Source organism: Catellatospora coxensis (genome assembly GCF_016862635.1).
GTDB lineage: Bacteria > Actinomycetota > Actinomycetes > Mycobacteriales > Micromonosporaceae > Catellatospora > Catellatospora coxensis.
Genome location: NZ_BONI01000017.1, coordinates 100,245 through 127,229, shown reverse-complemented (window position 1 = coordinate 127,229; position 26,985 = coordinate 100,245). Strand labels below are relative to the sequence as shown.

Sequence of the window (26,985 nt, the reverse complement as noted above, 5' to 3'; positions counted from 1 at the left end):
TCAGCGGTGCAGGTGCTCCAGATTGCGCCATTCGCCCTGCGCGCACAGGCCGTCGGCGACCCGCCGGGCCTCGCGCTCGGTGGCGTACTCCCGCATCACGGAGCGGCCGTGCTGGCGGTGCTCCACCTCCCAGGGCCCGGCCGGGTTGACGCGCAGGAACACGTCCTGGCGCCGGTAGCTGGCGGTGGTGCCGTTCCAGCGGTGCTCTACCAGTCGCATCATGGCGGTATCGTACACATGTTCGAACAAGCGTAGAAGACTATCCGGGGGCGAGCCGGAGACGTACAGTGTCGCTTTATGCTCCTGCCGTCTGGCGGGGTGGTTCTGGCGGACACGCGAATCACCACCGAACGGCTAGAAATCCGCGTGTCGGCGGCGTGGCACGCCCTGTGGGCTTCCTCCCGCGCCGACGACTGTGGCACGATCCAAGTCAACTACTGACCTACCGCTGTCCCGTGGAGTTGACGATGCGTACAAGCAGGCTCGGCCGCTTGGTGATCCGTGGCGCGGTTCTCGCGGCACTGGGCGTTGTCTCCCTCGGTAACGCGAGCCCCGCCGCTGCTGACAGCGTCGACTGGACCCGTGTCGAGCAGCAGGGCGCGCAGAGTGTGGACTGGACGACGAGTCCGGCGGACAACGGCGAGCAGCACAACGGTGAGCAGCAGAGGATGGAGTCACTCTCCGTCGACTGGACCTGACAGCCGGCCGCGGCCGGCTAGCGCGGAGTGGAGCATCGACGACAGTGGCCATTGATCGGCGTGTCAAGCGCTCGCCGGAGCTGGCGTGGCTCATCACGGGGCCGCTGGCGCTGGTCACCCTTGGCTTGACCGCCCTGACACTGCGCAAATCGCCGGAGCCGCTGGGCGAATGGCTGCTGGCACTGGTCTTCTTCGCACTCTTCCTGGGCTCCGAACTGACGGTTCTGCAGTTCGAGATCCGGCGGCACGGGTTCGTGCTCACCCTGGCGGACATCCCGTTCGTGCTGGCGCTGGCATACCTGCCCCCGGTGACCCTGCTGATCGTCAGAGTCGCGGTGTACGCGCTGGTCCAATGGCACCGAAGAGCCATGCCGGTCAAGGCCGCGTTCAACGTCTCGCTCATGGCGGCGGCCACCGCGTGCGCGAACCTCGTCGTGCTGCCGATCACGCCGGTGAATCCCCGAGACCCCACGAGCTGGGTCGTCCTGATGGTCGCCGTGCTGACCAGCGTCGTCGTCTCGTTCATCGGCGTCACCGGGGTGATCAGCCTCGTGCAGGGCCGGTTCGCGCCCCAGGAGACGGCGGCGACGGTGGTGCCGGGCTTCATCGTCGCGGTCATCACCACCACCATCGGCCTGGCGATCCTGCTCATCCTGCAGCAGGGTCCGGCGGCGTTCGCGCTCATGGCGGTGTTGCTGGTCTTCTTCGTCGTCGCCTACCGCTCGTATGCGCGGTCGATGACACAGCACCGGACGCTGACCGAGATCTACGACCTGACCGGGGCCATCTCCGACACGCCGCACGACGGCACCCTGCCCGACGTGCTGCTCGCCCGGGTGCGGCGGGTGCTCCAGGCCGAGTACGCGACGCTGTGGCTGCCGGCGCAGGGCCGCCACCCCGAGGTGCTGCTGAGCGCCCGTGCCGACGACAAGGGCCTGCTCGACGTGGCCGGCGCCCCCGAATCACTGCGCAAGCAGGCGGTCGAGGCGGGGCAGACCGTCGCCGCCGGCGCCAAGTTCGGCGACGACCAGCTGCGGGCGCAACTGCGCGAGCACGGCACCAAGGACGCCATCGTCGTGCCGCTGCGCGCCAGCTCGGCCGTGATCGGCACGCTCGAGGTGGCGGGCCGGCTCGGCGACAACCTGTCCTTCGACCCCGGTGACGTGCGCCTGCTGGAGGCGATCGCCGCGCACGCCGCGGTGGCGGTGGAGAACAACCGCCTGGTCGACCGGTTGCGCTTCGACGCGTACCACGACACGCTCACCGCGCTGCCCAACCGCCGGCGCATCAACCAGGCGCTGGAAGAGGCGGTCCGGGTCCGCGCGCCCGGCGAGGTCGTGGCGGTGCTGATGTTCGACGTCGACGGGCTGCGCGACGTCAACGACTCGCTCGGACACGCCGCAGGCGACCAGCTGCTGGCCGAGGTCGCCACCCGGCTGCGCACGCTGTCGCCGCCCGCGGCGCTGGTCGGCCGGGTCGGCGGCGACGAGTTCGTGGTGACGCTGCGCCAGCCCAACGCGGAGGCGGCGCTGCAGCTGGCCGCGGAGCTGCGCAGCCAGCTGCAGAACCCGATGACGTTCGGCTCGCTGACCCTGGACGTCGACACGGCGGTCGGTCTCAGCCTGCACCCGGAGCACGGCTCCGACCCGGCGACGCTGCTGCAGCGCGCCGACGTGGCCACCCACTCGGCGAAGGCGCTGGCCGGCGGCGTGCAACTGTTCGACCTGGCGCTGGAGTCGCGCTCGGTGCGCCGGCTCGGCCTGGCCGGAGACCTGCGCCGCGCCCTGGACAACGACGAGCTGGAGGTCTACTTCCAGCCCAAGGTCACGCTGCGGGACCGCCGCCTGGTCGGCGTCGAGTGCCTGGCCCGCTGGGAGCACCCGACGCACGGCGCGGTGCAGCCGGAGGACTTCGTCGCGGTGGCCGAGCACACCGGGCAGCTCGCCCGGCTCACCGAGGTGGTGCTGCGCGAAGGCCTGCGCCGGGCCCGCCAGTGGGTGGACGCGGGGCGGCCGCTGTCGGTGGCGGTGAACCTCTCGCCGCGCACCCTGGTCGACCCGGCCTTCCCGGACCGGGTGGACGAGCTGCTCCAGGAGTACGGCGTGTCACCCGACCGGCTGACCCTGGAGATCACCGAGGACGGCGTGGTGGACGGCGTCGACCGGCTGCTGCCGACCCTGCGCCGGCTCTACGACCTCGGCGTGCACCTGAGCGTGGACGACTTCGGCACCGGCTACTCGTCCCTGTCCTACCTGCGCCGCCTGCCGGTGCACGAGGTGAAGGTGGACCGCTCGTTCGTGCAGGGCATGGCCACCGACCCGGGTGACCTGGCCATCGTGCGGGCCGTGGTGGACATCTCGCGGCACTTCGGGCTGAGCGTGGTCGCCGAGGGCGTGGAGAGCGAGCTGACGCTGGAGCTGCTCGAGGAGATCGGCTGCGACATCGGGCAGGGCTTCCTGTTCAGCCGGCCGCTGCCGTACGAGCGGCTGGAGGCCTGGCTGGGCGCGCAGACCGACGCCGAACCGACCCCGCTGGGCGAGGTCCGCCGCCTGCGCGCGGTGGGCTGAGCGACACCGCGCCGCGCCCGGGGGTATCCCGATTTCCGCGGCGGCTGGTTGTTGTGTACTCTTACCAAGGCGCGCGGCGAGGTGGGAAATCACCTGGCAACGAGCACGCCCCCTTAGCTCAGTCGGCAGAGCGTCTCCATGGTAAGGAGAAGGTCTACGGTTCGATTCCGTAAGGGGGCTCGACCGGACTCCCGGTGCATCCACCGGGAGTGCCCGCCACGGCGGTGTAGCTCAGATGGCAGAGCAAGCGGCTCATAATCGCTGTGTCGCCGGTTCAATTCCGGCCACCGCTACGCTGTGTTGAATCGCTGGTGCGTGTCGCCAGTCAACGCGAGATCGCAGACCGGTGAGTCTATTCCCTGGTCGCGGTGTGAGGGTCGCCATGGCGAGCCTTTTTGCATGTCTGGATGGACGTCGTCTATCTTGGTATGCCGGTAACTCAAAGAAGCTTGTTCTAGAAAGGCACTCCCGTGGCCAAGGCGACTGACGTACGTCCAAAGATCACCATGGCGTGCGTGGACTGCAAGGAGCGGAACTACATCACCAAGAAGAACCGGCGTAACGACCCGGATCGGATTGAGCTGAAGAAGTTCTGCCCGCGCTGCGGCAAGCACACCGCGCACCGCGAGACCCGCTGACCTCTCCGGTCCAGCAGACGTTCCCAGCAGGGGGCGGCCCATCGGGCCGCCCCCTGCTGGCATAGGTTCACCGGTATGCCGTTGGACCAGTCATTCACCGGTCGGACCTATCCGCCGACCGAGCCCTACCAGGTGGGCCGCGAGAAGATCAGGGAGTTCGCCACCGCGATCGGTGCGCAGGACGCCCTGTACCACGACCTGGAGGCCGCGCAGAAGGCCGGCTACCGCGACGTGGTGGCCCCGCCCACCTTCCCGATCATCCTGAGCTTCGCCGCCATGGAGCAGATCGTCACCGACCCGGAACTGGGCATGGACTACACCCGCGTGGTCCACGGCGACCAGCGCTTCTCGTACCGCCGCCCGATCGTCGCCGGGGACGAGCTGGTCGTCGTCAGCAGCATCGACGACATCACGCACCGCGGCGGGCACGACTTCCTGACCACCCGCGCCGAGCTGGCCACGCCGGCCGGCGAGCCCGTGGTGACCGTGGTGTGCAAGCTCGTCGTCCGAGGGCATGGTGAGTGAGATGGCGTTCGAGAAGGGCCAGCAGCTGCCGCTGCAGACGTTCCGGGTGACCCGGGCCGACCTGGTCCGCTACGCGGGCGCGTCGGGGGACTTCAACCCGATCCACTGGAGCGAGCGCACCGCCGTCGGAGTGGGCCTGCCCGGGGTGATCGCGCACGGGATGTACACCATGGCGCTGGCCGGCCGGGCGGTCACCGGCTGGGTCGGCTCCGCCGACGCGGTGCTCGACATCGGGGTCAGGTTCACCCGTCCGGTGCCGGTGCCCGACACCGACGAGGGCACCGAGGTCGAGTTCACCGCGGTGATCAAGAGTGTGTCCGAGGACGATCTGGTGACCTTCGACCTCACCGCGACCTGCGCCGGCGAGAAGGTGTTGGCGCAGGCCAGGGTCGTGGTCAAGCAGATCTGAGGGCGGCTCGGTTGGGCGGCCGGCCGGTGGCGAGAGAAAATAGGGAGTGCCAGTTGGCCCACTCGCCTGTCTACCCGTACACTGGTCGGCCGTGGGGTTAATGAACTCCGCCGGTGGTCTTCGGCCTCCGGCAGGGCGCATTTCCCGCACAGGGGTGTGGCGCAATTGGCAGCGCAGCGGTCTCCAAAACCGCAGGTTGCAGGTTCGAGTCCTGTCGCCCCTGCTGGCTCTGGCCTACCGGCCCGCGGTGGGCGATCATGGGAATCGGCCCACCGGTTGTCTTCCAAGACGACCTCGGCTGGTGGACCATGGTCGTATGGCCCGTATCGGCCCCACAGCGTGGGGGCGGGTCAGATGTGACAGGTGCTCCTCGTGCGACTGCGTCGGGCACACGGGATCGTGTCCCTTCACGGTTCCGACACCACCCCGCGAGATGGAAGTAGGGCGAAGTGGCCGAGAGCAACCGACGTGGCGAGGACGCCGCGCCCGAGCACGTTGACGACGTGTTCGACGACGCTGTCGACGACGACACCCAGGACGACGAGTCCGGCGTCTCCGGCGGTGGCACCGCGACCAAGTCCCGCAAGGTGACGGACGGCAAGGGCTCCCGCGCGGTCAAGAGCACGGAGAAGGCCGAGAAGGTCGGGTTCTTCGGCCGTATCGGACGTTTTGTCCGTGAGATCGTCGCCGAGCTGCGTAAGGTCATCTGGCCGACGCGGAACGAGCTGCTGACGTACACCGCGGTGGTCCTGATCTTCGTGTCGTTCATGATGGCCATCGTGACGCTGCTGGACCTCGCCTACGCCAAGGGCGTGCTGTTCGTCTTCGGCGACGCGAAGTAACACAAACTACGGAAGTGAGCGGCTACGTGCCTGAGTACGACGAGACGGCCCAGACGGAAGACACCGAGGTGACCTCCGCGGTCGCGGTGACCGACGAGCCCGCACTTGCGACGGCACCCGCTGAGGACGAGTTCGACCCGGCCGCCGAGCTGCGCCAGAAGCTGCGGTTCGCGCCCGGCGACTGGTATGTCGTGCATTCGTACGCCGGCTACGAGAACAAGGTCAAGACCAACCTCGAGACCCGGATCACGAGCCTCGACATGGAGGAGTTCATCTTCCAGGTCGAGGTGCCGACCCGGGAAGAGGTCGAGGTCAAGAACGGCAAGCGCACCCAGGTGCAGAGCAAGGTCTTCCCCGGCTACCTGCTGGTCCGCATGGACCTCACGCCCGAGTCGTACTCGTGCGTGCGCAACACCCCGGGTGTGACCGGCTTCGTCGGCGCGACGGACCGGGCCGACCGCCCGGCGCCGCTGAGCCTCGACGAGGTGCTGAAGTGGCTGCTGCCCGCGGTGGAGCAGCCCGGCGCCGGCCAGAAGAAGGCCAAGGCCGAGGTCCGGGTGCTGGACTTCGAGGTCGGCGACTCGGTCACCGTGACCGACGGCGCGTTCGCCTCGCTGCCGGCCACGATCTCCGAGATCAACGCCGACCAGCAGAAGCTCAAGGTGCTGGTGTCGATCTTCGGCCGGGAGACTCCGGTCGAGCTGAACTTCAACCAGGTCGCCAAGATCTAGTTGCAGACGTGACGACGCGGCGGGTGCCCCTCGGGGCCCCGCCGCGCGGCGTTTCAGCGCGTCGCGGCTCACATCCGGCCCGGTGGGGGCCACCTCGCCGGATAGGCGCCCGCGAGTATGCGCTAACCTAGAACGTCCGGCCTGTGCCGCGCGCTGACCGTGCGCGCGAACGCACCGGCCGGTCCGGTGTAAACCACCCTGATCCGCCGAACGGGCGGGTCGACAAGTCCCAGGAAGTAGACATGCCTCCGAAGAAGAAACTCGTCAAGACGTTCACGCTGCAGCTGAAGGCCGGCCAGGCCACCCCGGCTCCGCCGGTGGGTCCGGCGCTGGGCCAGCACGGTGTGAACATCATGGAGTTCTGCAAGGCGTACAACGCCCAGACCGAGTCGCAGCGCGGTGACATCGTCCCGGCACAGATCAGCGTGTACGAGGACCGCTCGTTCACGTTCGTGCTGAAGACGCCGCCGGCCGCCCGCCTCCTGATCAAGGCTGCCGGTGTCGCCAAGGGCTCCGGCGTGCCGCACACCACCAAGGTCGGTTCGGTGACGCGTGCCCAGGTGCGCGAGATCGCCGAGAAGAAGATGTCCGACCTGAACGCCAACGACCTGGACATGGCCGAGCGCATCATCGCCGGCACCGCCCGGTCGATGGGCATCACCGTCAAGGACTGAATGCCGCACGCGGCATCCGCCGCCTGACGGTCGAAGTTTCGTGGGAGGGCCCCGTGAGGGCTCGACACAACCACAGGAGATCTTGAGAAATGAAGCACGGCAAGAGCTACAACAAGTCCGCTGAGCAGGTCGACCGGGACAAGCTGTACACCCCGGTCGAGGCGATCAAGCTGGCGAAGGACACCACCAAGGTCAAGTTCGACGCCACGGTCGAGGTCGCGATGCGCCTCGGCGTCGACCCCCGCAAGGCGGACCAGATGGTCCGCGGCGTGGTCAACCTGCCGCACGGCACCGGTAAGACCGCCCGCGTGATCGTCTTCGCCTCCGGCGAGAAGGCCGCCGAGGCGACCGCCGCCGGCGCCGACGCCGTCGGGACCGACGAGCTGGTGGCCCGCATTCAGGAAGGCTGGCTGGACTTCGACGCCGCGATCGCGACGCCGGACCAGATGGCCAAGATCGGTCGGATCGCGCGGATCCTGGGCCCGCGCGGCCTCATGCCGAACCCGAAGACCGGCACGGTCACCATGGACATCGCCAAGGCGGTGGCCGACATCAAGGGCGGAAAGATCACCTTCCGCGTGGACAAGCACTCGAACCTGCACCTGATCATCGGCAAGGCGTCGTTCACTGCGGAGCAGCTGGTCGACAACTACGCCGCGGTGCTGGAGGAGGTGCTGCGGTCCAAGCCGTCGGCGTCCAAGGGCAAGTACCTGAAGAAGGTCTTCGTCACCACCACGATGGGCCCCGGCATCCCGGTCGACCCCAACGTGACCCGCAACATCCAGGAGAACCCCGAGGCCTGATCCGCCTCGTTCTCCAGCCGGAAGGCCCCGCCTCGCACCCGCGAGGCGGGGCCTTCCGCTTTCACACCGCACCGCGCCGCGCCGCCTTGGGGCGAAGGAAGGGCACCTTCACATCCCTATATGTAAAGGAAGGTGCCCTTCCCAACCTGCCCGCCGGGCGGCCCGGCGACCCGGCCGAGTCAGCCGGGGTCAGCCGGTCGGGTCGGGCCACGCTGCGCGGACTGCGGCGAGAGCCTCGTCGAGGTCCGCGCCGAGGGTGAGGGCGGTGGCGGTGTACGCACGCGCCGCCTGTGTCAGCGGCCCCCGTCGGTCCGCCGGCGGTTCAGCGGTTCGCGCGGCCACCACCGTGCCCGCGGCGCGCCGGGTCGTCACCAGTCCGGCCGCCTCCAGTTCCTGGTACGCGCGAGCGACCGTGCCGGTCGCCAAGCCCAGGTCCGCGGCGAGCTGCCGGATCGGCGGCAGGCGGTGGCCCGCCATCAGCAACCCGCCGTTGATCAGCGCCTCGACCTGAGCCCGTATCTGTTCATACGGCGGCACGGGGCCGGGCCGGATGGTGATCGTGGGGATCACGCCACGGCCTCGGCCGGCTCCCGCCGCGTGCCGACGCTCACCACGCCCGCCGGACCCGGGTCGATCAGCAGGTGCAGGTAGTGCGCGAACACCAGGAACGCGGACAGCGCCAGGACGAGCAGGCCGAACATCCACCAGCCCCAACCGCCGAGGAACATCAGCCAGTGGCGCTGGCTGTAGCAGAACAGCGCGCCGGCCAGGGTGCCGGAGAGCAGCACCCCGGTGGTGCCGAGGACCAGCCGTGACGCCCGCCGCCGCCATGCCACGTCCGCGGCGAGGTGCTGCGGGTCCAGCCCGGCGTGGCCTGCCTCGGCGATGCGGCGCAGCAGCTGCCGCGCGATCAGGCACCAGCCCACGAGGAAGACCACGGTGGGCACCAGGCGCACGATGGCGCCGCGTGCGCTGAACTGCCCAGACCAGGCGGCTGGGCTCGCCCCGATCAGTACGGCGATCGGCGGCACGGTGACCAGCACCGCCAGACTCAGCCAGCGCAGTCGGGCCCGGTATCCGGGCGGCAGGTACGCATCGGCGTCGCGGGCCGTGAGCTGCGCCGTCGACTGCCCCGATCGGGACGGCCGAGGCGACATCAGTTCGCTGACCCCGACGCCGGCGAGCACGAACACGGTGAACAGGGGCACGGCGAGCGGGATCAGGGAACTGTTGGCCACCGTCAGACCCAGCGCGCCACCCAGGACCACCCCGGCCGACCGCACGTAGGCGGCTCCGTTCATCTTTTGACCTCCCCGTTGTATCAGACAACTGATACAAGTGAACGACATCGCTGCGTCTTGTGTCAATCGATTGATACAAGACAGCTCACACCACCCCGATTTGGTGGCCGGTGCCAGGTCACGTATCGTTACCGGCAACAGTTCCACCCAAAGACCGCTGGTCATCAGATCCGGAGTCATCCGGAGACGATCGAAGGCCCCGTCGCTCGGCAACGAGCGGACCCACGGGCGGCCCGCGCAGGGAAGAACGGTGAGCCTGGCGGCCCTGTGCCGTGTGAAGCCCCGTGCGCCCTGCGCCGGGGCGTTTTGTTTGTCCGCTTCTGTCGAACGCCGGGTCCCGCGAGACCAGCCTGGAGTACGAGAGAGGAGGGGACATGGCGGACAAGATCCGTGCCGACAAGGCCGGCAGTGTTGCGGAGCTCACCGAGCGCTTCCGCGAGTCGAACGCCACGGTGCTCACCGAGTACCGCGGCCTGACCGTGAAGCAGCTGACCGAGCTGCGTCGTTCGCTGGGCGGTGCCGAGTACACCGTCGCCAAGAACACGCTTGCCAAGCGCGCCGCGACCGACGCCGGTCTGACCGGTCTCGACGCTCTGTTCACCGGTCCTACCGCGCTCGCCTTCGTCTCCGGCGATGTCGTCGAGGCGGCGAAGGGCCTGAAGGAGTTCGCGAAGGCGAACCCGCTGCTCGTCATCAAGGGCGGCGTCTTCGAGGGCAAGGCGATCACGGCGGCGGACGTCGCCAAGCTCGCCGACCTCGAGTCCCGCGAGGTGCTGCTGGCCAAGCTGGCCGGCGCCATGAAGGCAAGCATGAGCAACGCTGCGGCGCTGTTCCAGGCCCCGCTGGCGAAGGCCGTTCGCACGGCCGCCGCTCTGCAGGACAAGCGCGAGAAGGAGGGCGCCGACGCCTGACCGGCGTCGACGTCGTCCGAACCATCCAGCTCGCGGCCTCCTGCCGCGGCATGTAGACCCGCTAAGAAAGGACGCCTGACATGGCGAAGCTGAGCAGCACCGAGCTCCTCGAGGCCTTCAAGGAGATGACCCTGATCGAGCTCTCCGAGTTCGTGAAGGAGTTCGAGACCACCTTCGACGTGAAGGCCGCCGCCCCGGCTGCCATCATGGCCGGCCCGGCCGGCGGCGGCGCCGCTCCGGTCGAGGTCGAGGAGAAGGACGAGTTCGACGTCGTCCTCGAGTCCGACGGTGGCAAGAAGATCCAGGTCATCAAGGTCGTGCGTGAGCTGACCGGCCTGGGCCTGAAGGAGGCCAAGGACGTGGTCGAGGCCGCGCCGAAGGCCATCCTCGAGAAGGCGAACAAGGACACCGCCGAGAAGGCCAAGGCCAAGCTCGAGGCCGAGGGCGCCAAGGTCACCCTCAAGTGATCTGAGGTCACGCGGGGGCTTTACGCCGACAGCGTGACCGCATCGAGGGGCGGGCATCCCATGGGTGTCCGCCCCTCACGCATGCTGGGCAAACGCGTAGTGATGCGAAGTTGACGCAGTGTTGGACACTGGAACCCGTCGCCGGGTCTTGACGTGAACGGCGACGCCAGGCAGTCTTTCTTCAGCACGACCTTCCGAGTACGTAGCGGGCGGGGTACAGAGCGTGGCGACACCGATCTGAAGGTGGTCTGGAGCACGTTCTGCGAAAGCCTGCCGTGGGGACTCGACAGCGGTCTGTGCTTCTGCTACAGTGCTAGTTTGCGCTGCCCTTCGACTTCCCCCTGCCCGGATTGCCGGACGTCTTTTGACGTCGGCTCTGGACCAGGGGTTGTCGGGCTGCTCGCGTAACGGCCGTTGCACCACCGGTCCTCGGAAGGACGTATCTTGGCAGCCTCCCGCCCTGCGAAGACCAGTCGATCGTCGAGCGCGTTCGCTCCCCGCCGGATCTCCTTCGGCAGGATCACCGAACACCTCGAAGTACCCAACCTGCTCGCTATCCAAACCGAGTCTTTTGACTGGCTTGTCGGCAATGAGTCCTGGCAGTCCCGTTCGTCGGCTCTCGCAGACGCCCGCTCGGGACTCGCGGAGATCCTCGAAGAGATCAGCCCGATCGAGGACTTCTCCGGCACCATGTCGCTCAGCTTCTCCGACCCGCGCTTCGACGAGGTCAAGGCCTCCATCGAGGAGTGCAAGGAGAAGGACCTCACCTACTGCGCGCCGCTGTTCGTGACCGCGGAGTTCACCAACAACTCGACTGGCGAGATCAAGAGCCAGACCGTGTTCATGGGTGACTTCCCGATGATGACGCCGAAGGGCACTTTCATCATCAACGGCACCGAGCGCATCGTCGTCAGCCAGCTTGTCCGTTCTCCTGGCGTGTACTTCTCCAAGGAGCCGGACAAGACCTCCGACCGCGACCTCTCCAGCGTCAAGGTCATCCCGAGCCGGGGTGCCTGGCTGGAGTTCGACATCGACAAGCGCGACACGGTCGGTGTACGTATCGACCGCAAGCGCCGGCAGGCCGTCACGGTCCTGCTGAAGGCGATCGGTTGGACCAACGACCAGATCCGCGAGCGCTTCGCCTGGTCCGAGCTCCTGATGACGACCCTCGAGAAGGACCACATCGCCGGTCAGGACGAGGCCCTTCTCGACATCTACCGCAAGCTGCGCCCTGGCGAGCCGCCGACGCGCGAGAACGCCCAGACCCTGCTCGACAACCTCTTCTTCAACCCGAAGCGGTACGACGTCGCCAAGGTCGGTCGTTACAAGTTCAACAAGAAGCTCGAGCTCGAGATCCCGATCACGACGGGAACGCTGACCGAGGACGACATCGTCGCCACCGTGGAGTACCTGGCCCGCCTGCACGCGGGCGAGGAGGGCTACGAGGCCGACGACATCGACCACTTCGGCAACCGTCGTCTGCGCACCGTCGGCGAGCTGATCCAGAACCAGGTTCGGGTCGGTCTCTCCCGCATGGAGCGCGTCGTGCGTGAGCGCATGACCACGCAGGACGTCGAGGCGATCACGCCGCAGACCCTGATCAACATCCGCCCCGTGGTGGCCGCGATCAAGGAGTTCTTCGGCACGTCGCAGCTGTCGCAGTTCATGGACCAGACCAACCCGCTCGCGGGTCTGACCCACCGTCGCCGCCTGTCGGCGCTCGGCCCGGGTGGTCTGTCGCGTGACCGCGCCGGCTTCGAGGTCCGTGACGTGCACCCGTCGCACTACGGCCGGATGTGCCCGATCGAGACGCCGGAAGGCCCGAACATCGGTCTGATCGGCGCGCTGTCGACGTTCGCGCGGGTCAACCCGTTCGGTTTCGTCGAGACGCCGTACCGCAAGGTCGTCGAGGGCCGGGTCACCGACCAGATCGACTACCTGACCGCGGACGAGGAGGACCGTTACATCAAGGCGCAGGCGAACGCCGTGCTGATGGGTGACGGCTCCTTCGCCGAGGACCGCGTCCTGGTCCGCCGTAAGGGCGGTGAGGTCGACTACGTGCCGCCGGCACAGGTCGACTACATGGACGTGTCGCCGCGGCAGATGGTGTCCGTCGCGACCGCGATGATCCCGTTCCTCGAGCACGACGACGCCAACCGTGCCCTCATGGGCGCGAACATGCAGCGTCAGGCGGTGCCGCTGGTCAAGGCCGAGGCCCCGCTGGTCGGCACGGGTATGGAGTACCGTGCCGCGACCGACGCCGGCGACGTGGTCGTGGCCGAGGTCGGCGGCGTGGTCGAGGACCTGTGCGCGGACTACATCACCGTGCACCAGGACGACGGCTTCCGCCGGACCTACCTGCTGCACAAGTTCCGCCGGTCCAACTCGGGCTCGTGCGTGAACCAGAAGCCGGTGGTCCCGGAGGGCGCCCGCGTCGAGGCCGGTCAGGTCATCGCCGACGGCCCCTGCACCGACAACGGTGAGATGGCGCTCGGCCGCAACCTGCTGGTCGCCTTCATGCCGTGGGAGGGCCACAACTACGAGGACGCGATCATCCTGTCCCAGCGCCTGGTGCAGGAGGACGTGCTCACCTCGATCCACATCGAGGAGCACGAGGTCGACGCCCGCGACACCAAGCTGGGCCCGGAGGAGATCACCCGCGACATCCCGAACGTCAGCGAAGAGATGCTGGCGGACCTGGACGAGCGGGGCATCATCCGGATCGGCGCCGAGGTCGTGCCGGGCGACATCCTGGTCGGCAAGGTCACGCCCAAGGGCGAGACCGAGCTGACCCCGGAGGAGCGGCTGCTCCGCGCGATCTTCGGTGAGAAGGCGCGCGAGGTCCGCGACACCTCGCTGAAGGTGCCGCACGGCGAGACCGGCACGGTCATCGGTGTGCGCACGTTCTCCCGCGAGGACGGCGACGAGCTGCCCCCGGGCGTCAACGAGCTGGTCCGGGTGTACGTGGCCCAGAAGCGCAAGATCCAGGACGGCGACAAGCTCGCCGGCCGCCACGGCAACAAGGGTGTCATCTCCAAGATCCTTCCGGTCGAGGACATGCCGTTCCTGGAGGACGGCACGCCCGTCGACATCGTGCTCAACCCGCTGGGCGTGCCCGGTCGAATGAACATCGGCCAGGTTCTCGAGGTCCACCTGGGCTGGGTCGCGAAGACCGGCTGGAAGGTCTCGGGCGACGACGCCGAGTGGAAGAAGGCACTGCGCTCGATCGGCGCGCACGAGGCCGAGGCCAACACGAACGTGGCGACCCCGGTCTTCGACGGCGCGCACGACGACGAGATCGCCGGTCTGCTCGGCAGCACCCTGCCCAACCGCGACGGCACCCAGCTGATCGGCGAGTCGGGCAAGGCCAAGCTGTTCGACGGCCGCTCCGGCGAACCGCTGCCGGACCCGATCTCGGTCGGCTACATGTACATCCTGAAGCTGAACCACCTGGTCGACGACAAGATCCACGCTCGGTCGACCGGCCCGTACTCGATGATCACGCAGCAGCCGCTGGGTGGTAAGGCGCAGTTCGGTGGCCAGCGGTTCGGCGAGATGGAGTGCTGGGCGATGCAGGCCTACGGCGCGGCTTACGCGCTGCAGGAGCTGCTCACCATCAAGTCCGACGACGTGCTGGGTCGCGTGAAGGTCTACGAGGCCATCGTCAAGGGCGAGAACATCCCCGAGCCGGGTATCCCCGAGTCGTTCAAGGTGCTGCTCAAGGAACTGCAGTCGCTGTGCCTGAACGTCGAGGTGCTGTCCAGCGACGGTGTGGCGCTCGAGATGCGCGAGACCGACGACGAGGTGTTCCGGGCGGCGGAGGAGCTCGGTATCGATCTGTCCCGGCGGGAGCCGAGCAGCGTCGAGGAAGTCTGATGTAAAAGGCGTCCTCCGCGCGCTCCGGCGTGTGGAGGACGCCTCCGCCATCAACTGACACTGATGAAGACACGAGCAAAGAGGGACATACAACGTGCTCGACGTTAACTTCTTCGATGAGCTTCGGATCGGCCTGGCGGGCGCGGAAGACATCCGGCGCTGGTCGCACGGCGAGGTCAAGAAGCCCGAGACGATCAACTACCGCACCCTGAAGCCCGAGAAGGACGGACTCTTCTGCGAGAAGATCTTCGGTCCGCAGCGGGACTGGGAGTGCTACTGCGGCAAGTACAAGCGGGTCCGCTTCAAGGGCATCGTCTGTGAGCGCTGCGGCGTCGAGGTGACCCGTTCCAAGGTGCGCCGTGAGCGGATGGGCCACATCGAGCTCGCCGCCGCGGTCACCCACATCTGGTACTTCAAGGGCGTGCCGAGCCGGCTGGGCTACCTGCTGGACCTCGCGCCGAAGGACCTTGAGAAGATCATTTACTTCGCCTCGTACGTGATCACGAGCGTGGACGCCGAGGCGCGTCACCGCGACATGACCACCATCGAGAACGAGATCTTCGCCGAGAAGCGGCAGGCCGAGAACGCCCGCGACGCCGAGATCGAGAAGCGGGCCGTCAAGCTCGAGTCCGACCTGGCCGAGCTGGAGGCCGAGGGCGCCAAGGCCGACGTGCGCCGCAAGGTCAAGGAGGCCGGCGAGCGGGAGATGCGCCAGATCCGCGACAAGGCGCAGCGCGAGATCGACCGCCTGGACGAGGTGCTGGACACGTTCCGCAAGCTCGACTCCAAGCAGCTGGTCACCGACGAGCTGCTCTACCGCGAGCTGCGCGACCGCTTCGGTGAGTACTTCACCGGCGGCATGGGCGCCGAGGCCATCAAGGCCCTGGTGCAGAACATGGACCTCGAGGCCGAGGCCGAGTTCCTGCGCGAGACCATCCGCTCGGGCAAGGGGCAGCGCAAGCTGCGCGCGCTCAAGCGGCTCAAGGTCGTGGCCGCGTTCCTGGCCACCGGCAACTCGCCGCTGGGCATGGTGCTCGACTGCGTCCCGGTCATCCCGCCGGACCTGCGCCCGATGGTGCAGCTCGACGGCGGCCGCTTCGCGACGTCCGACCTGAACGACCTGTACCGCCGGGTCATCAACCGCAACAACCGCCTCAAGCGTCTGATCGACCTCGGCGCGCCCGAGATCATCGTGAACAACGAGAAGCGGATGCTGCAGGAGGCCGTCGACGCGCTGTTCGACAACGGCCGCCGTGGCCGGCCGGTGACGGGTCCGGGCAACCGCCCGCTCAAGTCGCTGTCCGACATGCTCAAGGGCAAGCAGGGCCGGTTCCGCCAGAACCTGCTCGGCAAGCGCGTGGACTACTCGGGCCGTTCCGTCATCGTCGTCGGCCCGCGGCTCAAGCTGCACCAGTGCGGTCTGCCCAAGCAGATGGCGCTGGAGCTGTTCAAGCCGTTCGTGATGAAGCGGCTGGTCGACCTGAACCACGCCCAGAACATCAAGTCGGCCAAGCGCATGGTCGAGCGTCAGCGCCCGGTCGTGTGGGACGTGCTGGAAGAGGTCATCACCGAACACCCGGTGCTGCTCAACCGTGCACCCACCCTGCACCGCCTCGGCATCCAGGCGTTCGAGCCGCAGCTGGTCGAGGGCAAGGCCATCCAGATCCACCCGCTCGTCTGCACCGCCTTCAACGCGGACTTCGACGGTGACCAGATGGCCGTGCACGTGCCGCTGTCCGCCGAGGCCCAGGCCGAGGCGCGCATCCTGATGCTGTCCAGCAACAACATCCTCAAGCCGGCCGACGGCAAGCCGGTGACCATGCCCACCCAGGACATGATCATCGGGCTGTACCACCTGACCCACAAGCGCACCGGCATGCTGGGCGAGGGACGGGTGTTCAGCTCCGAGGCCGAGGCGATGATGGCCTTCGACAACGGCGAGCTGCACCTGCAGGCGCCGGTCCGGATCCGCCTCAACGGCATCACCTCGGTCGACAACGGCCCGGGCGCCGAGGCGTGGGTCCAGCCGGAGGAGTGGGAGCCGAACGCGCCGGTCATCCTGGACACCACGCTGGGCCGGGTCCTGTTCAACGAGACCCTCCCGGTGGGCTACCGCTTCGTCAACCACGAGGTCCGCAAGGGCCAGCTCTCGGGCATCGTGAACGACCTGGCCGAGCGCTACCCGAAGGTCGCCCTGGCGGCGACCCTGGACGCGCTCAAGGAGGCCGGCTTCCACTGGGCCACCTGGTCCGGCGTCACCATCGGCATGGAGGACGTCATCTCGCCGCCGCGCAAGGGCCAGATCCTTGAGCGGTACGAGAAGGAGGCCGAGCGCTTCGACAAGCAGTACCAGCGTGGTCTGATGACCGCCGAGGAGCGCCGCGGCGAGCTGATCGAGCTCTGGACCAAGGCGACCAACGAGGTGGCCAAGGAGCTGGAGACCGCTCTGCCGCTGGAGAACCCGCTGTGGCGCATGATCCACTCGGGCGCTCGAGGCAACATGCTGCAGCTGCGCCAGATCGCGGCGATCCGTGGCCTGGTGGCCAACCCGAAGGGTGAGATCATCCCGCGGCCGATCAAGTCCTCGTACCGCGAGGGCCTGAGCGTGCTGGAGTACTTCATCTCCACGCACGGCGCCCGCAAGGGTCTGGCCGACACCGCGCTGCGTACCGCCGACTCGGGTTACCTGACCCGTCGTCTGGTGGACGTGTCGCAGGACGTGATCATCCGTGAGGACGACTGCGGCACCGACCGGGCGATCCCGATGCAGATCGGCACGCGCCACGACGGTGTGCTGTCGGTGCACGAGCACGCCGAGACCGGCGCGCACGCCCGCACCCTGGCCGAGGACATGTCCGACGCCAACGGCAACCTGGTCGCCGCGCGCGGCACCGACCTCAACTCGATCGTCGTCGACAAGCTGGTCAAGGCCGGCATCGAGGGCGTCCGGGTGCGGTCCGTGCTCACCTGCGAGTCGAAGCTCGGCGTCTGCGCGGCCTGCTACGGCCGTTCGCTGCCGACCGGCAAGCTGGTGGACGTCGGCGAGGCCGTCGGCATCATCGCGGCCCAGTCGATCGGTGAGCCGGGCACGCAGCTGACGATGCGTACCTTCCACACCGGTGGCGCCGCCTCGGGTGAGGACATCACCCAGGGTCTGCCGCGTGTCCAGGAGATCTTCGAGGCGCGTGTGCCCAAGGGCAAGGCGCCGATCGCGGACACTCCGGGACGCATCCGGATCGAGGCGGGCGACCGGTCGAAGAAGATCATCATCGTGCCGGACGACGGCAGCGAGGAGATCGTCCACGACAAGATCTCGAACCGGGTGAAGCTGCGGGTGCACGACGGCTCGCACGTGGAGGTCGGCGAGAAGCTCACCGAGGGCACCATCGACCCGCACGAGCTGCTGCGCATCATGGGTCCGCGCGCGGTCCAGGTCCACCTGACCAACGAGGTCCAGGAGGTCTACCGCTCGCAGGGCGTAATGATCCACGACAAGCACATCGAGATCATCATCCGCCAGATGCTCAAGCGGGTCACGATCATCGACTCCGGCGCGACCGAGTTCCTGCCGGGTGTGCTGGTCGACCGTGCGCAGTTCGAGGGCGAGAACCGCCGCCTGGTCTCCGAGGGCGGCGAGCCCGCAGCAGGCCGTCCGGTGCTGATGGGTATCACCAAGGCGTCGCTGGCGACCGAGTCGTGGCTCTCGGCGGCCTCCTTCCAGGAGACCACCCGGGTGCTCACCGACGCGGCGATCAACGCGCGCAGTGACTCGCTCATCGGTCTCAAGGAGAACGTCATCATCGGCAAGCTCATCCCGGCGGGTACCGGCATCAGCAAGTACCGCAACGTCCGGGTGGAGCCGACCGAGGAGGCGAAGGCCAAGGTCTACTCGATGACCTCGTACGGCGAGACCGACTACGGCTTCGGCCCGGCGTCGGGTGTCGCGGTGCCGCTGGACGACTTCGACTTCGGGTCGTACCGGTAAGCGTTTGAAGTGATCGCGGCGTCCCCCGTGTCGTTTACACGGCATGGGGGACGCCGCTTTCGTATCCGCAGCCGCCCGCGACCCGGCTGATCCCGAGCCGGTCGCCGACACCAAGGCCACCGCCGCCTTCGGCCTCGGCCTGCTGGCCGCGGTCACCGGCCTGGCCGTGGGCGGCATCGTGCCCGCCACGATCGCCCTCGTCCTGGCCCGCCAGGCCCGCGAGGAGCTGCACGCGGGGGAGGGCTGGCGCACCGGCGCCGGCCGCGTCCGCTGGGCGGAACGCCTGTCCTGGCTCGCCCTGGCCCTGGCCGCCCTGAGCCTGCTCACCCTGACCGTCTGGCTGTTCCTCCGCGGCGTCCACTTCGGCACCCAGGACTTCCCACCCACCATCAACTGACCCGGTTCCGGCCCCGGCCCGCCCGCGCGGTCGCGCCGTCGCGTTGATCATGAACTTATGGCACGGGTCGGCGGCGTGTCGTAGGCACAACTTCATGATCGTTAGAGATGTGGTCGGTTGCCGCCTCATGGGTGGGGCTGAGGCACCGCGGGCGGGGAGTGGGCGGGACGTGGCAGGATCGGCGGCGTGACCTACCAGCAGCCTCCGGTGCCGCAGTGGCCCTCCGTGCCGTCGGGCGAGCAGCAGCCTGCGCAGCACTGGCCCGCGCCGTCGGGTGAGCAGCAGCAGCCTGCGCAGCAGCACTGGCCTTCCGCGCCGTCAGGCCAGCAGCCTCCGGTGCCGCAGTGGCCGGTGACGCACCCGGCGGGTGTGCAGCCGCCGGCTGCGCCGCCCGCGGCAGGGCAGCCGGCGGCCGGGCCGCGGCCGGTGAACTACCCGCCGCCGGTACGGGTGGAGATCGTGCCGGGGACGCCGTACGGCCTGGCGGTGCTGGGTGCGCCGAAGACGGCGTCGGGTGTGGCGGCCAGTGCGCTGGTGGCCGGCGTGGGCTCGGTCCTCGTCTCGCTGGTGGTGTGGTGCTTCGGCCTGGCGGGCTCGCAGCAGGGCTGGGGAGGCCTGGTCGCCGGGGCGTTCGCGGTGCTGTCGATCCTGCTCGGGGCGGCGGGTGTGCTGCTCGGTTGGCTGGGGATTCGGCAGATCCGGCTGGCGGCGGGCAACCTGACCGGTCGCGGGGTCGCCATCGCGGGCCTGGTGTGCGGCGCGGTCGGCCTGGTGCTGGCCGCGATCGGCCTGATCACCGCGATCGCGCTCAGCGCCGGCTGATCCGGCGGCAGGCCGCGCAGGCCTCGGTTCCGCGGTCTTTCGGCAGGCCGCGCACGCCCGGGGTCTTCCGCGGACTTTCGGCGGACCCACGGTGGCCGTCGGTCGGCGGCCGGCAGAGCGGCGGGCGAGCTCGGGAGCCGCGCGGACCGTCCTGGCATGCGAGCTACCTCACGGTGCGGTATCCCGTTCGGGGCCGGGGAATCGAAGAGGTAGACTGGCTGTCGGAGTTCGCACTGACGGCGGACTGGTTGCTCGGAACGACTGGTTGCCTCGCATCGACGGGGGGTCGGGTCACCCCGTTTTGACCAGTGGGCCATCGGTTCGGTACTCTTTCCCCTCGTGCCCGGGCTTGCCCGGGCCCCTCGTGCGTGCGCCGACGCGGGAGAGTTCGACCGATGGTCGGGCAGCCCGCAGCACCACGACAACGACAGACTCCGACAGCTCGAGAAATCGAGCCGTCGGGCCCGTGCGCCGGACGACACGCCCGACCGCGGGGGTCGGGACGCGTCCTGGATCACTCCGAGACGGCGCCGATCGCAGCAGTTCGGGCCGCATTCGCGGCCACGGCCACATAAGTTTCCGCGACCAGAAAGTCGCGGAGAGGAAGCAAAGGGAGCGGAGAACACCGGTGCCCACAATCCAGCAGCTGGTCCGCAAGGGCCGCCAGGCGAAGACGAGCAAGACCAAGACGCCGGCGCTGAAGGGGAGCCCCCAGCGGCGCGGTGTGTGCACGCGTGTGTACACCACGACGCCCAAGAAGCCGAACTCGGCACTGCGGAAGGTCGCTCGCGTCAAGCTGAGCAGCCAGATCGAGGTCACCGCGTACATCCCGGGTGTCGGCCACAACCTGCAGGAGCACTCGATCGTGCTCGTCCGCGGCGGTCGTGTGAAGGACCTGCCCGGCGTGCGGTACAAGATCATTCGTGGTTCGCTCGACACCCAGGGTGTCCGCAACCGCAAGCAGGCGCGTAGCCGCTACGGCGCGAAGCTGGTCAAGGAAGGGAAGAAGTAATGCCTCGTAAGGGCCCCGCTCCGCGTCGGCCGCTGGCCGCTGACCCGGTGTACAACTCGCCGCTGGTCACCCAGCTGGTCAACAAGATCCTGCTGGCCGGCAAGCGCCAGCTGGCCGAGCGTGTCGTGTACGGCGCGCTCGAGGGCTGCCGCGAGAAGACCGGCACCGACCCCGTCGTGACGCTCAAGCGCGCCATGGACAACGTGAAGCCGACCCTCGAGGTCCGCAGCCGCCGTGTCGGTGGCGCGACCTACCAGGTTCCGGTCGAGGTCCGTCCGGCCCGGGCGACCACGCTGGGTCTGCGCTGGCTGGTGACCTACTCCCGCGCCCGTCGCGAGAAGACGATGGTCGAGCGCCTCATGAACGAGCTGCTCGATGCCAGCAACGGTCTGGGCGCCGCTGTCAAGCGTCGCGAGGACACGCACAAGATGGCCGAGTCCAACAAGGCCTTCGCGCACTACCGCTGGTGAACCAACGTGGAGCCGGGCCGATCCGTCGGTTCCGGCTCCACAACCTTGACTTTCCGGGACTGAGTCCCACTCCGAAAGGATCGTGAAGTGGCCGCCGCAGACGCCGCCCTCGCCAAGACCCGCAACATCGGCATCATGGCCCACATCGACGCCGGTAAGACCACCACCACCGAGCGGATCCTGTTCTACACCGGAATCACGCACAAGATCGGTGAGGTCCACGAGGGCGCTGCCGTCATGGACTGGATGGAGCAGGAGCAGGAGCGTGGTATCACCATCACCTCCGCTGCTACCAAGTGTGAGTGGAAGGGCCACACGATCCAGATCATCGACACGCCCGGCCACGTCGACTTCACCGTCGAGGTGGAGCGTTCGCTGCGCGTGCTCGACGGCGCGGTGGCCGTGTACGACGGTGTGGCCGGTGTGGAGCCGCAGACCGAGAACGTGTGGCGCCAGGCCGACAAGTACAACGTGCCGCGTATGTGCTTCGTCAACAAGCTGGACCGCACCGGTGCGGACTTCTTCCGCTGCGTCGACATGATGATCACCCGTCTCAACGCCACCCCGCTGGTGCTGCAGATCCCGATCGGTCTCGAGGGCGACCACATCGGTGTCGTGGACCTGCTGGGCATGCGCGCGCTCACCTGGCGCGGCGAGACCCAGAAGGGTGAGGACTACGCGATCGAGGAGATCCCGGCCAACCTGCAGGAGCAGGCCGACGAGTGGCGCACCAAGCTGCTCGAGACCCTCTCCGAGGCGGACGACGAGATCATGGAGAGCTACCTCGAGGGTGGCGAGTTCACCGTCGAGCAGCTCAAGGCCGCGATCCGTCGCGCCACCATCGCCGGCAAGCTGAACCCGGTCGTCTGCGGCTCCGCGTTCAAGAACAAGGGCGTGCAGCCGATGCTGGACGCGGTCGTCGACTTCCTGCCGTCGCCGCTGGACATCCCGGCCATCGACGGCACGCTGATGGACGGGGAGACCCCGGCCGAGCGGCACGCCGACTCGAGCGAGCCGTTCTCCGGCCTGGCCTTCAAGATCCAGACCGACAAGCACCTGGGCAAGCTGACCTACGTGCGCGTCTACTCGGGCACGCTCGACTCGGGCTCGCCGGTGATCAACTCGACCAAGGACCGCAAGGAGCGGGTCGGGAAGATCTACCAGATGCACGCCAACAAGCGTGAGGAGCGCCCCCAGGCGTTCGCGGGCGACATCATCGCGGTGCAGGGTCTCAAGCAGACCACCACCGGTGACACGCTGTCCGACCCGGCGCACCCGGTGATCCTGGAGTCGATGACGTTCCCGGACCCGGTCATCTCGGTGGCCATCGAGCCGAAGACGAAGGCCGACCAGGAGAAGCTGGGCGTCGCGATCCAGAAGCTCGCCGAGGAGGACCCGACCTTCCGCGTGAAGCTGGACGAGGAGACCGGTCAGACGGTCATCTCCGGCATGGGCGAGCTCCACCTGGAGATCCTCGTCGACCGCATGAAGCGCGAGTTCAACGTCGAGGCCAACGTCGGCAAGCCGCAGGTGGCGTACCGCGAGACGATCCGCCGCACGGTGGACAAGCTCGAGTACACCCACAAGAAGCAGACCGGTGGCTCGGGCCAGTACGCGAGCGTCATCATCGGCCTGGAGCCGCTGCCGCTGGACGCCCCGGCGCAGTACGAGTTCGTCAACGCCGTCACCGGTGGCCGCATCCCGAAGGAGTACATCCCTTCGATCGACGCCGGTGCCCAGGACGCGATGCAGTACGGCGTGCTGGCCGGGTACCCGCTGGTCGGGGTGAAGCTGACGCTGATCGACGGCAAGTACCACGAGGTCGACTCGTCGGAAATGGCGTTCAAGATCGCCGGCTCGATGGCGCTGAAGGAGGCGGCCCGCAAGGCCGACCCCGCCATCCTCGAGCCGATGATGGCAGTCGAGGTCGTCACCCCCGAGGACAACATGGGTGACGTCATCGGCGACCTGAACTCCCGCCGTGGAATCATCCAGGCGATGGAGGAGCGTAGCGGCGCCCGCGTCGTGCGCGCCCTGGTGCCGCTGTCCGAGATGTTCGGCTACGTCGGCGACCTGCGGTCGAAGACTCAGGGCCGGGCCAGCTACAGCATGGTATTCGACTCCTACGCCGAGGTTCCGCAGAACGTGGCGAAGGAGATCATCGCTAAGGCCACCGGAGAGTGACCGCGGTGGTGAGGCCGGCGTCCGCGCCGGCCTCACCACGGCTGAGCTCTCCACGGTCTCAGCACAGCAAGGAAGCGCCGGCGACCCCGGCGGGCAAAGGTCCTAAGCGCCAGTCGGCGCCGTCGGGCGAACGAACCAACAGTCCACAGGAGGACACCAGTGGCGAAGGCGAAGTTCGAGCGGACTAAGCCGCACGTCAACATCGGCACCATTGGTCACATCGACCACGGTAAGACGACGCTGACGGCGGCCATCACTAAGGTCCTGCACGACAAGTTCCCGGCACTCAACCCGTACACCCCGTTCGACGAGATCGACAAGGCGCCGGAGGAGAAGGCTCGTGGTATCACGATCTCCATCGCGCACGTCGAGTACCAGACGGAGAACCGGCACTACGCGCACGTTGACTGCCCGGGTCACGCTGACTACATCAAGAACATGATCACCGGTGCCGCCCAGATGGACGGCGCCATCCTGGTGGTCGCCGCTACCGACGGCCCGATGCCGCAGACCCGCGAGCACGTGCTGCTCGCCCGTCAGGTCGGCGTGCCCTACATCGTCGTGGCGCTCAACAAGAGCGACATGGTCGACGATGAGGAGCTGCTGGAGCTGGTCGAGCTCGAGATCCGCGAGCTGCTGTCGAACCAGGAGTACCCGGGTGACGACCTGCCGGTCGTCCGGGTCTCCGCGCTGAAGGCGCTCGAGGGCGACCCGAAGTGGTCCGAGGCGCTCATGGGCCTGATGGACGCGGTCGACTCCGCGATCCCGCAGCCCGAGCGTGAGGTCGACAAGCCGTTCCTCATGCCGATCGAGGACGTTTTCACGATCACCGGTCGTGGCACCGTCGTCACCGGTCGCGCCGAGCGTGGCATCCTCAAGCCGAACGAGGAGGTCGAGATCGTCGGTATTCGCGAGAAGTCGATGAAGACCACCTGCACCGGCATCGAGATGTTCCGCAAGCTGCTCGACGAGGCCCGCGCGGGCGAGAACGTCGGTCTGCTGCTGCGTGGCATCAAGCGCGAGGACGTCGAGCGCGGCATGGTCGTGGTCAAGCCCGGCACGACCACCCCGCACACGGAGTTCGAGGCGTCGGTCTACATCCTCTCCAAGGAGGAGGGTGGCCGTCACACCCCGTTCTTCCAGAACTACCGGCCGCAGTTCTACTTCCGCACCACCGACGTCACCGGTGTCGTCACGCTGCCCGAGGGCACCGAGATGGTCATGCCCGGCGACAACGTCGAGATGTCCGTGAAGCTCATCCAGCCGATCGCCATGGAGGAGACCCTCCGCTTCGCGATCCGCGAGGGTGGCCGCACGGTCGGTGCCGGCCGAGTCACCAAGATCACCAAGTGATCTACGCGGGCGCCCTGCCTTCGGGCGGGGCGCCCGCACCTTTACGTGTACGCAGGTCGGGCCTGTTTTAGTGAGCCCCGGCACCCTGATTTCACAATGCCGTACCCGATACGGCATAATGAACAGGTTGCGTTGCGACCGGTCGCGCCCAGAGCAGCTTGAAGTTGCGCCGGGTGGGCCGCGTCGCGTGACGTGGGGGTCTTCGGGCCTCTGACGTGAAGCTTCCGTGATCGGGCGTGATGCCCGTTGAGCCAAGGCAAATGACCTTTTAATAGGGAATCAGTCTGGTTCAGCGCGCGACACGCCCGACCGCGGGGGTCGGACAGGGGGCAGGCCCCACCGTCTGCCGCCGCAGGTAGCGGCTTGAGAGAAGGAAACAGAAGCCACCATGGCGGGACAGAAGATCCGCATCCGGCTCAAGGCCTACGACCACGAGGTCGTCGATTCCTCGGCACGGAAGATCGTCGAGACGGTGACCCGTACGGGTGCTCAGGTCGCAGGGCCGGTGCCACTGCCCACGGAGATCAACCGTTTCTGCGTGATCCGTTCGCCGCACAAGTACAAGGACTCGCGCGAGCACTTCGAGATGCGCACGCACAAGCGTCTGATCGACATCATCGACCCGACCCCGAAGACGGTCGACTCGCTCATGCGACTCGATCTGCCGGCTGGCGTCGACATCGAGATCAAGCTGTAGGGACCGGACTGATGGACAGGCAAGTTAAGGGCATCCTGGGCGCCAAGCTCGGCATGACTCAGGTCTGGGACAACAACAAAGTCGTCCCCGTGACCGTGGTGCAGGCCGGCCCGTGCGTCGTCACCCAGGTTCGTACCACCGAGAAGGACGGCTACCAGGCCGTTCAGCTGGCTTTCGGCGCGATCAACCCGCGCAAGGTGAGCCAGCCCAAGGCGGGCCACTTCGCCAAGGCGAACGTCGCCCCCCGCCGGCACATCGTCGAGCTGCGCACCACTGACGCGGACTCGTACGAGCTCGGCCAGGAGGTCACCGTCGACACGTTCGCGGCCGGTCAGGCCATCGACGTGACGGGCAAGACCAAGGGCAAGGGCTTCGCCGGTGTCATGAAGCGCCACGGCTTCCACGGCCTCAAGGCCAGCCACGGCGTCGAGCGCAAGCACCGCTCGCCCGGTTCGATCGGCGCTTGCGCCACGCCGGGTCGCGTGTTCAAGGGCGTCCGCATGGCGGGTCGCATGGGTGGCGTGCGCTACACCGCGCCCGGCCTCACCGTGCACGCCGTGGACACCGAGAACAACCTGCTGCTCGTGAAGGGCGCCATCCCGGGCCCGAAGGGCGCGCTGGTGCTGGTTCGCAGTGCGGCCAAGACGAAGAAGAAGGGTGGTGCAGCGAAGTGACCACGGTTGACGTGATCAGTGCCGAGGGCGCCAAGACCGGCTCCGTCGAGCTGCCCGCCGACATCTTCGACGTGCAGGCGAACATCTCGCTGATGCACCAGGTCGTGGTGGCGCAGCTGGCCGCCGCGCGCCAGGGCACGCACAAGGCGAAGAGCCGCGGCGAGGTCGCCGGTGGCGGCAAGAAGCCGTACAAGCAGAAGGGCACCGGTCGCGCCCGTCAGGGCTCGATCCGCGCGCCGCAGTTCGCCGGCGGTGGCGTGGTCCACGGCCCGGTGCCGCGTGACTACAGCCAGCGGACCCCGAAGAAGATGAAGGCCGCCGCCCTGCGCGGTGCCCTGTCGGACCGGGCCCGCAACGGCGTGCTGTTCGTGGTCGACGCGTTCGTGGCCGGCGAGACGCCGTCGACGAAGGCCGCCCTCGCGACGGTCCAGAAGGTCGCGGGCGAGGCCCGCCGCGTGCTGGTCGTGCTGGGCGCCAACGACGAGATCAACTGGGTGAGTCTGCGCAACCTGCCGCAGGTGCACCTGATCGAGGCCGGGCAGCTCAACACGTACGACGTGCTCGTCAGCGACGCGGTGGTCTTCACCACCGAGGCGCTGGAGGAGTTCCTGGGCGTGCCCGCTGAGGAGGGTTCCAAGTGACGACGATTGCCGACCCGCGCGACATCATCGTCGCTCCGGTGGTCTCGGAGAAGAGCTACGGCGAGCTCAACCGCAACTGGTACACCTTCCTGGTGCACCCGGACGCGAACAAGACCGAAATCAAGATCGCTATTCAGCAGATCTTCAATGTTCGGGTGCTGACCGTGAACACGCTCAACCGTGAGGGCAAGCGCAAGCGCACCCGCACCGGCTGGGGTCAGCGCAAGGCGACGAAGCGCGCGATGGTGAAGCTCGCCGAAGGCGACCGCATCGAAGCCTTCGGCGGACCGGTGAGCTGAGGGGTATAA

At 68.0% G+C, this 26,985-nt stretch carries 26 protein-coding genes and 3 tRNA genes; 26 read left to right on the top strand and 3 right to left on the bottom strand.

Features of this window, described 5'->3' with window-relative positions; genetic code table 11:
* Positions 1 to 222, bottom strand: coding sequence for a hypothetical protein (locus tag Cco03nite_RS12740; RefSeq protein WP_203692245.1), 222 nt, complete (start codon positions 220 to 222; stop codon positions 1 to 3).
* 245 nt (positions 223 to 467) lie between these two features.
* On the opposite strand from Cco03nite_RS12740, the gene Cco03nite_RS12735 reads away from it, so the two are divergent.
* The 12 genes from Cco03nite_RS12735 to rplA all read left to right on the top strand — a co-directional run bounded on the left by Cco03nite_RS12735 (position 468) and on the right by rplA (position 7,887).
* Positions 468 to 698 carry a hypothetical protein gene (locus Cco03nite_RS12735; RefSeq protein WP_203692244.1) on the top strand — a complete coding sequence of 77 codons (231 nt, stop codon included), beginning with the start codon at positions 468 to 470 and terminating at the stop codon, positions 696 to 698.
* A 44-nt stretch (positions 699 to 742) separates the two neighbouring features.
* The gene (locus tag Cco03nite_RS12730; protein WP_203692243.1) at positions 743 to 3,265 is read left to right on the top strand and encodes a putative bifunctional diguanylate cyclase/phosphodiesterase; all 2,523 of its coding nucleotides are present in this window, start codon (positions 743 to 745) and stop codon (positions 3,263 to 3,265) included.
* A 107-nt stretch (positions 3,266 to 3,372) separates the two neighbouring features.
* A tRNA-Thr gene (locus Cco03nite_RS12725) sits at positions 3,373 to 3,445 on the top strand.
* A gap of 40 nt (positions 3,446 to 3,485) precedes the next feature.
* A tRNA-Met gene (locus Cco03nite_RS12720) sits at positions 3,486 to 3,558 on the top strand.
* A 177-nt stretch (positions 3,559 to 3,735) separates the two neighbouring features.
* Positions 3,736 to 3,903, top strand: a complete 168-nt coding sequence (gene rpmG, locus Cco03nite_RS12715) for a 50S ribosomal protein L33 (protein ID WP_018347744.1) — start codon at positions 3,736 to 3,738, stop codon at positions 3,901 to 3,903.
* 75 nt (positions 3,904 to 3,978) lie between these two features.
* Positions 3,979 to 4,428 carry a MaoC family dehydratase N-terminal domain-containing protein gene (locus Cco03nite_RS12710; RefSeq protein ID WP_203692242.1) on the top strand — a complete coding sequence of 150 codons (450 nt, stop codon included), beginning with the start codon at positions 3,979 to 3,981 and terminating at the stop codon, positions 4,426 to 4,428.
* Between the two features lies 1 nt (position 4,429).
* Positions 4,430 to 4,837, top strand: a complete 408-nt coding sequence (locus tag Cco03nite_RS12705) for a MaoC family dehydratase (protein ID WP_203692241.1) — start codon at positions 4,430 to 4,432, stop codon at positions 4,835 to 4,837.
* 150 nt (positions 4,838 to 4,987) lie between these two features.
* Positions 4,988 to 5,060 (top strand) — tRNA-Trp (locus Cco03nite_RS12700).
* A 226-nt stretch (positions 5,061 to 5,286) separates the two neighbouring features.
* The gene (gene secE, locus Cco03nite_RS12695; RefSeq protein ID WP_203692240.1) at positions 5,287 to 5,679 is read left to right on the top strand and encodes a preprotein translocase subunit SecE; all 393 of its coding nucleotides are present in this window, start codon (positions 5,287 to 5,289) and stop codon (positions 5,677 to 5,679) included.
* Positions 5,680 to 5,705: 26 nt separating this feature from the next.
* Positions 5,706 to 6,410 (top strand): transcription termination/antitermination protein NusG, encoded by a 705-nt coding sequence (gene nusG, locus Cco03nite_RS12690; RefSeq protein ID WP_203692260.1) that lies wholly within the window; start codon positions 5,706 to 5,708, stop codon positions 6,408 to 6,410.
* A gap of 242 nt (positions 6,411 to 6,652) precedes the next feature.
* Positions 6,653 to 7,084: a 50S ribosomal protein L11 gene (rplK, locus tag Cco03nite_RS12685; protein ID WP_120317156.1), complete on the top strand. Its 432-nt coding sequence runs from the start codon at positions 6,653 to 6,655 to the stop codon at positions 7,082 to 7,084.
* An 89-nt stretch (positions 7,085 to 7,173) separates the two neighbouring features.
* Positions 7,174 to 7,887, top strand: coding sequence for a 50S ribosomal protein L1 (rplA, locus tag Cco03nite_RS12680; protein WP_203692239.1), 714 nt, complete (start codon positions 7,174 to 7,176; stop codon positions 7,885 to 7,887).
* Between the two features lie 189 nt (positions 7,888 to 8,076).
* On the opposite strand, the gene Cco03nite_RS12675 is transcribed toward rplA, so the two are convergent.
* Both Cco03nite_RS12675 and Cco03nite_RS12670 read right to left on the bottom strand, forming a co-directional pair.
* Positions 8,077 to 8,457 carry a GntR family transcriptional regulator gene (locus tag Cco03nite_RS12675; RefSeq protein ID WP_203692238.1) on the bottom strand — a complete coding sequence of 127 codons (381 nt, stop codon included), beginning with the start codon at positions 8,455 to 8,457 and terminating at the stop codon, positions 8,077 to 8,079.
* Positions 8,454 to 9,188: a hypothetical protein gene (locus Cco03nite_RS12670; protein ID WP_203692237.1), complete on the bottom strand. Its 735-nt coding sequence runs from the start codon at positions 9,186 to 9,188 to the stop codon at positions 8,454 to 8,456. The genes Cco03nite_RS12675 and Cco03nite_RS12670 overlap by 4 nt, the downstream gene beginning before the upstream one ends.
* 374 nt (positions 9,189 to 9,562) lie before the next feature.
* Between Cco03nite_RS12670 and rplJ the strand changes: the two genes are divergently transcribed.
* The 14 genes from rplJ (at position 9,563) to rplW (ending at position 26,976) form a co-directional block, all read left to right on the top strand.
* A complete protein-coding gene (gene rplJ, locus Cco03nite_RS12665; protein WP_203692236.1) occupies positions 9,563 to 10,099 on the top strand; it encodes a 50S ribosomal protein L10 in 537 nt (178 codons plus the stop codon).
* Positions 10,100 to 10,179: 80 nt separating this feature from the next.
* Positions 10,180 to 10,566, top strand: a complete 387-nt coding sequence (gene rplL / locus Cco03nite_RS12660) for a 50S ribosomal protein L7/L12 (protein ID WP_203692235.1) — start codon at positions 10,180 to 10,182, stop codon at positions 10,564 to 10,566.
* 444 nt (positions 10,567 to 11,010) lie between these two features.
* The gene (gene rpoB, locus Cco03nite_RS12655) at positions 11,011 to 14,442 is read left to right on the top strand and encodes a DNA-directed RNA polymerase subunit beta (RefSeq protein WP_120317150.1); all 3,432 of its coding nucleotides are present in this window, start codon (positions 11,011 to 11,013) and stop codon (positions 14,440 to 14,442) included.
* A gap of 94 nt (positions 14,443 to 14,536) precedes the next feature.
* On the top strand, positions 14,537 to 18,427 hold the full coding sequence (locus Cco03nite_RS12650) for a DNA-directed RNA polymerase subunit beta' (RefSeq protein ID WP_203692234.1): 3,891 nt from the start codon (positions 14,537 to 14,539) through the stop codon (positions 18,425 to 18,427).
* A 43-nt stretch (positions 18,428 to 18,470) separates the two neighbouring features.
* Positions 18,471 to 18,824 (top strand): hypothetical protein, encoded by a 354-nt coding sequence (locus Cco03nite_RS12645; RefSeq protein WP_203692233.1) that lies wholly within the window; start codon positions 18,471 to 18,473, stop codon positions 18,822 to 18,824.
* Between the two features lie 186 nt (positions 18,825 to 19,010).
* Entirely contained in the window at positions 19,011 to 19,646 is a 636-nt protein-coding gene (locus Cco03nite_RS42340; protein WP_239167321.1) for a DUF4190 domain-containing protein, read from the top strand.
* Between the two features lie 628 nt (positions 19,647 to 20,274).
* Complete coding sequence (gene rpsL / locus Cco03nite_RS12635; protein ID WP_120317147.1) at positions 20,275 to 20,658, top strand: 30S ribosomal protein S12; 384 nt, start codon at positions 20,275 to 20,277, stop codon at positions 20,656 to 20,658.
* A complete protein-coding gene (gene rpsG, locus Cco03nite_RS12630) occupies positions 20,658 to 21,128 on the top strand; it encodes a 30S ribosomal protein S7 (protein WP_203692232.1) in 471 nt (156 codons plus the stop codon). The genes rpsL and rpsG overlap by 1 nt, the downstream gene beginning before the upstream one ends.
* Before the next feature lie 87 nt (positions 21,129 to 21,215).
* Positions 21,216 to 23,312: an elongation factor G gene (fusA, locus tag Cco03nite_RS12625; RefSeq protein ID WP_203692231.1), complete on the top strand. Its 2,097-nt coding sequence runs from the start codon at positions 21,216 to 21,218 to the stop codon at positions 23,310 to 23,312.
* A 159-nt stretch (positions 23,313 to 23,471) separates the two neighbouring features.
* On the top strand, positions 23,472 to 24,665 hold the full coding sequence (gene tuf / locus Cco03nite_RS12620) for an elongation factor Tu (protein WP_120317144.1): 1,194 nt from the start codon (positions 23,472 to 23,474) through the stop codon (positions 24,663 to 24,665).
* Positions 24,666 to 25,053: 388 nt separating this feature from the next.
* Entirely contained in the window at positions 25,054 to 25,362 is a 309-nt protein-coding gene (gene rpsJ, locus Cco03nite_RS12615) for a 30S ribosomal protein S10 (protein WP_007073037.1), read from the top strand.
* A gap of 11 nt (positions 25,363 to 25,373) precedes the next feature.
* The gene (gene rplC / locus Cco03nite_RS12610) at positions 25,374 to 26,036 is read left to right on the top strand and encodes a 50S ribosomal protein L3 (RefSeq protein WP_203692230.1); all 663 of its coding nucleotides are present in this window, start codon (positions 25,374 to 25,376) and stop codon (positions 26,034 to 26,036) included.
* The gene (gene rplD, locus Cco03nite_RS12605; protein WP_203692229.1) at positions 26,033 to 26,677 is read left to right on the top strand and encodes a 50S ribosomal protein L4; all 645 of its coding nucleotides are present in this window, start codon (positions 26,033 to 26,035) and stop codon (positions 26,675 to 26,677) included. Before rplC ends, rplD begins: the two co-directional genes overlap by 4 nt.
* Positions 26,674 to 26,976 (top strand): 50S ribosomal protein L23, encoded by a 303-nt coding sequence (gene rplW / locus Cco03nite_RS12600; RefSeq protein WP_120317141.1) that lies wholly within the window; start codon positions 26,674 to 26,676, stop codon positions 26,974 to 26,976. Before rplD ends, rplW begins: the two co-directional genes overlap by 4 nt.
* The last annotated feature ends 9 nt before the right edge of the window (positions 26,977 to 26,985 follow it).

Coding starts and splice junctions, on each gene's coding strand:
- Cco03nite_RS12735 (WP_203692244.1), top strand. CDS start 468: ATGCGTACAAGCAGGCTCGGCCGCTTGGTGATCCGTGGCGCGGTTCTC.
- Cco03nite_RS12645 (WP_203692233.1), top strand. CDS start 18,471: ATGGGGGACGCCGCTTTCGTATCCGCAGCCGCCCGCGACCCGGCTGAT.
- rpsJ (WP_007073037.1), top strand. CDS start 25,054: ATGGCGGGACAGAAGATCCGCATCCGGCTCAAGGCCTACGACCACGAG.
- rpsG (WP_203692232.1), top strand. CDS start 20,658: ATGCCTCGTAAGGGCCCCGCTCCGCGTCGGCCGCTGGCCGCTGACCCG.
- Cco03nite_RS12710 (WP_203692242.1), top strand. CDS start 3,979: ATGCCGTTGGACCAGTCATTCACCGGTCGGACCTATCCGCCGACCGAG.
- Cco03nite_RS12670 (WP_203692237.1), bottom strand. CDS start 9,188: ATGAACGGAGCCGCCTACGTGCGGTCGGCCGGGGTGGTCCTGGGTGGC.
- Cco03nite_RS12740 (WP_203692245.1), bottom strand. CDS start 222: ATGATGCGACTGGTAGAGCACCGCTGGAACGGCACCACCGCCAGCTAC.
- Cco03nite_RS12705 (WP_203692241.1), top strand. CDS start 4,430: ATGGCGTTCGAGAAGGGCCAGCAGCTGCCGCTGCAGACGTTCCGGGTG.
- rplJ (WP_203692236.1), top strand. CDS start 9,563: ATGGCGGACAAGATCCGTGCCGACAAGGCCGGCAGTGTTGCGGAGCTC.
- rplK (WP_120317156.1), top strand. CDS start 6,653: ATGCCTCCGAAGAAGAAACTCGTCAAGACGTTCACGCTGCAGCTGAAG.
- rplC (WP_203692230.1), top strand. CDS start 25,374: ATGGACAGGCAAGTTAAGGGCATCCTGGGCGCCAAGCTCGGCATGACT.
- rplA (WP_203692239.1), top strand. CDS start 7,174: ATGAAGCACGGCAAGAGCTACAACAAGTCCGCTGAGCAGGTCGACCGG.
- rplL (WP_203692235.1), top strand. CDS start 10,180: ATGGCGAAGCTGAGCAGCACCGAGCTCCTCGAGGCCTTCAAGGAGATG.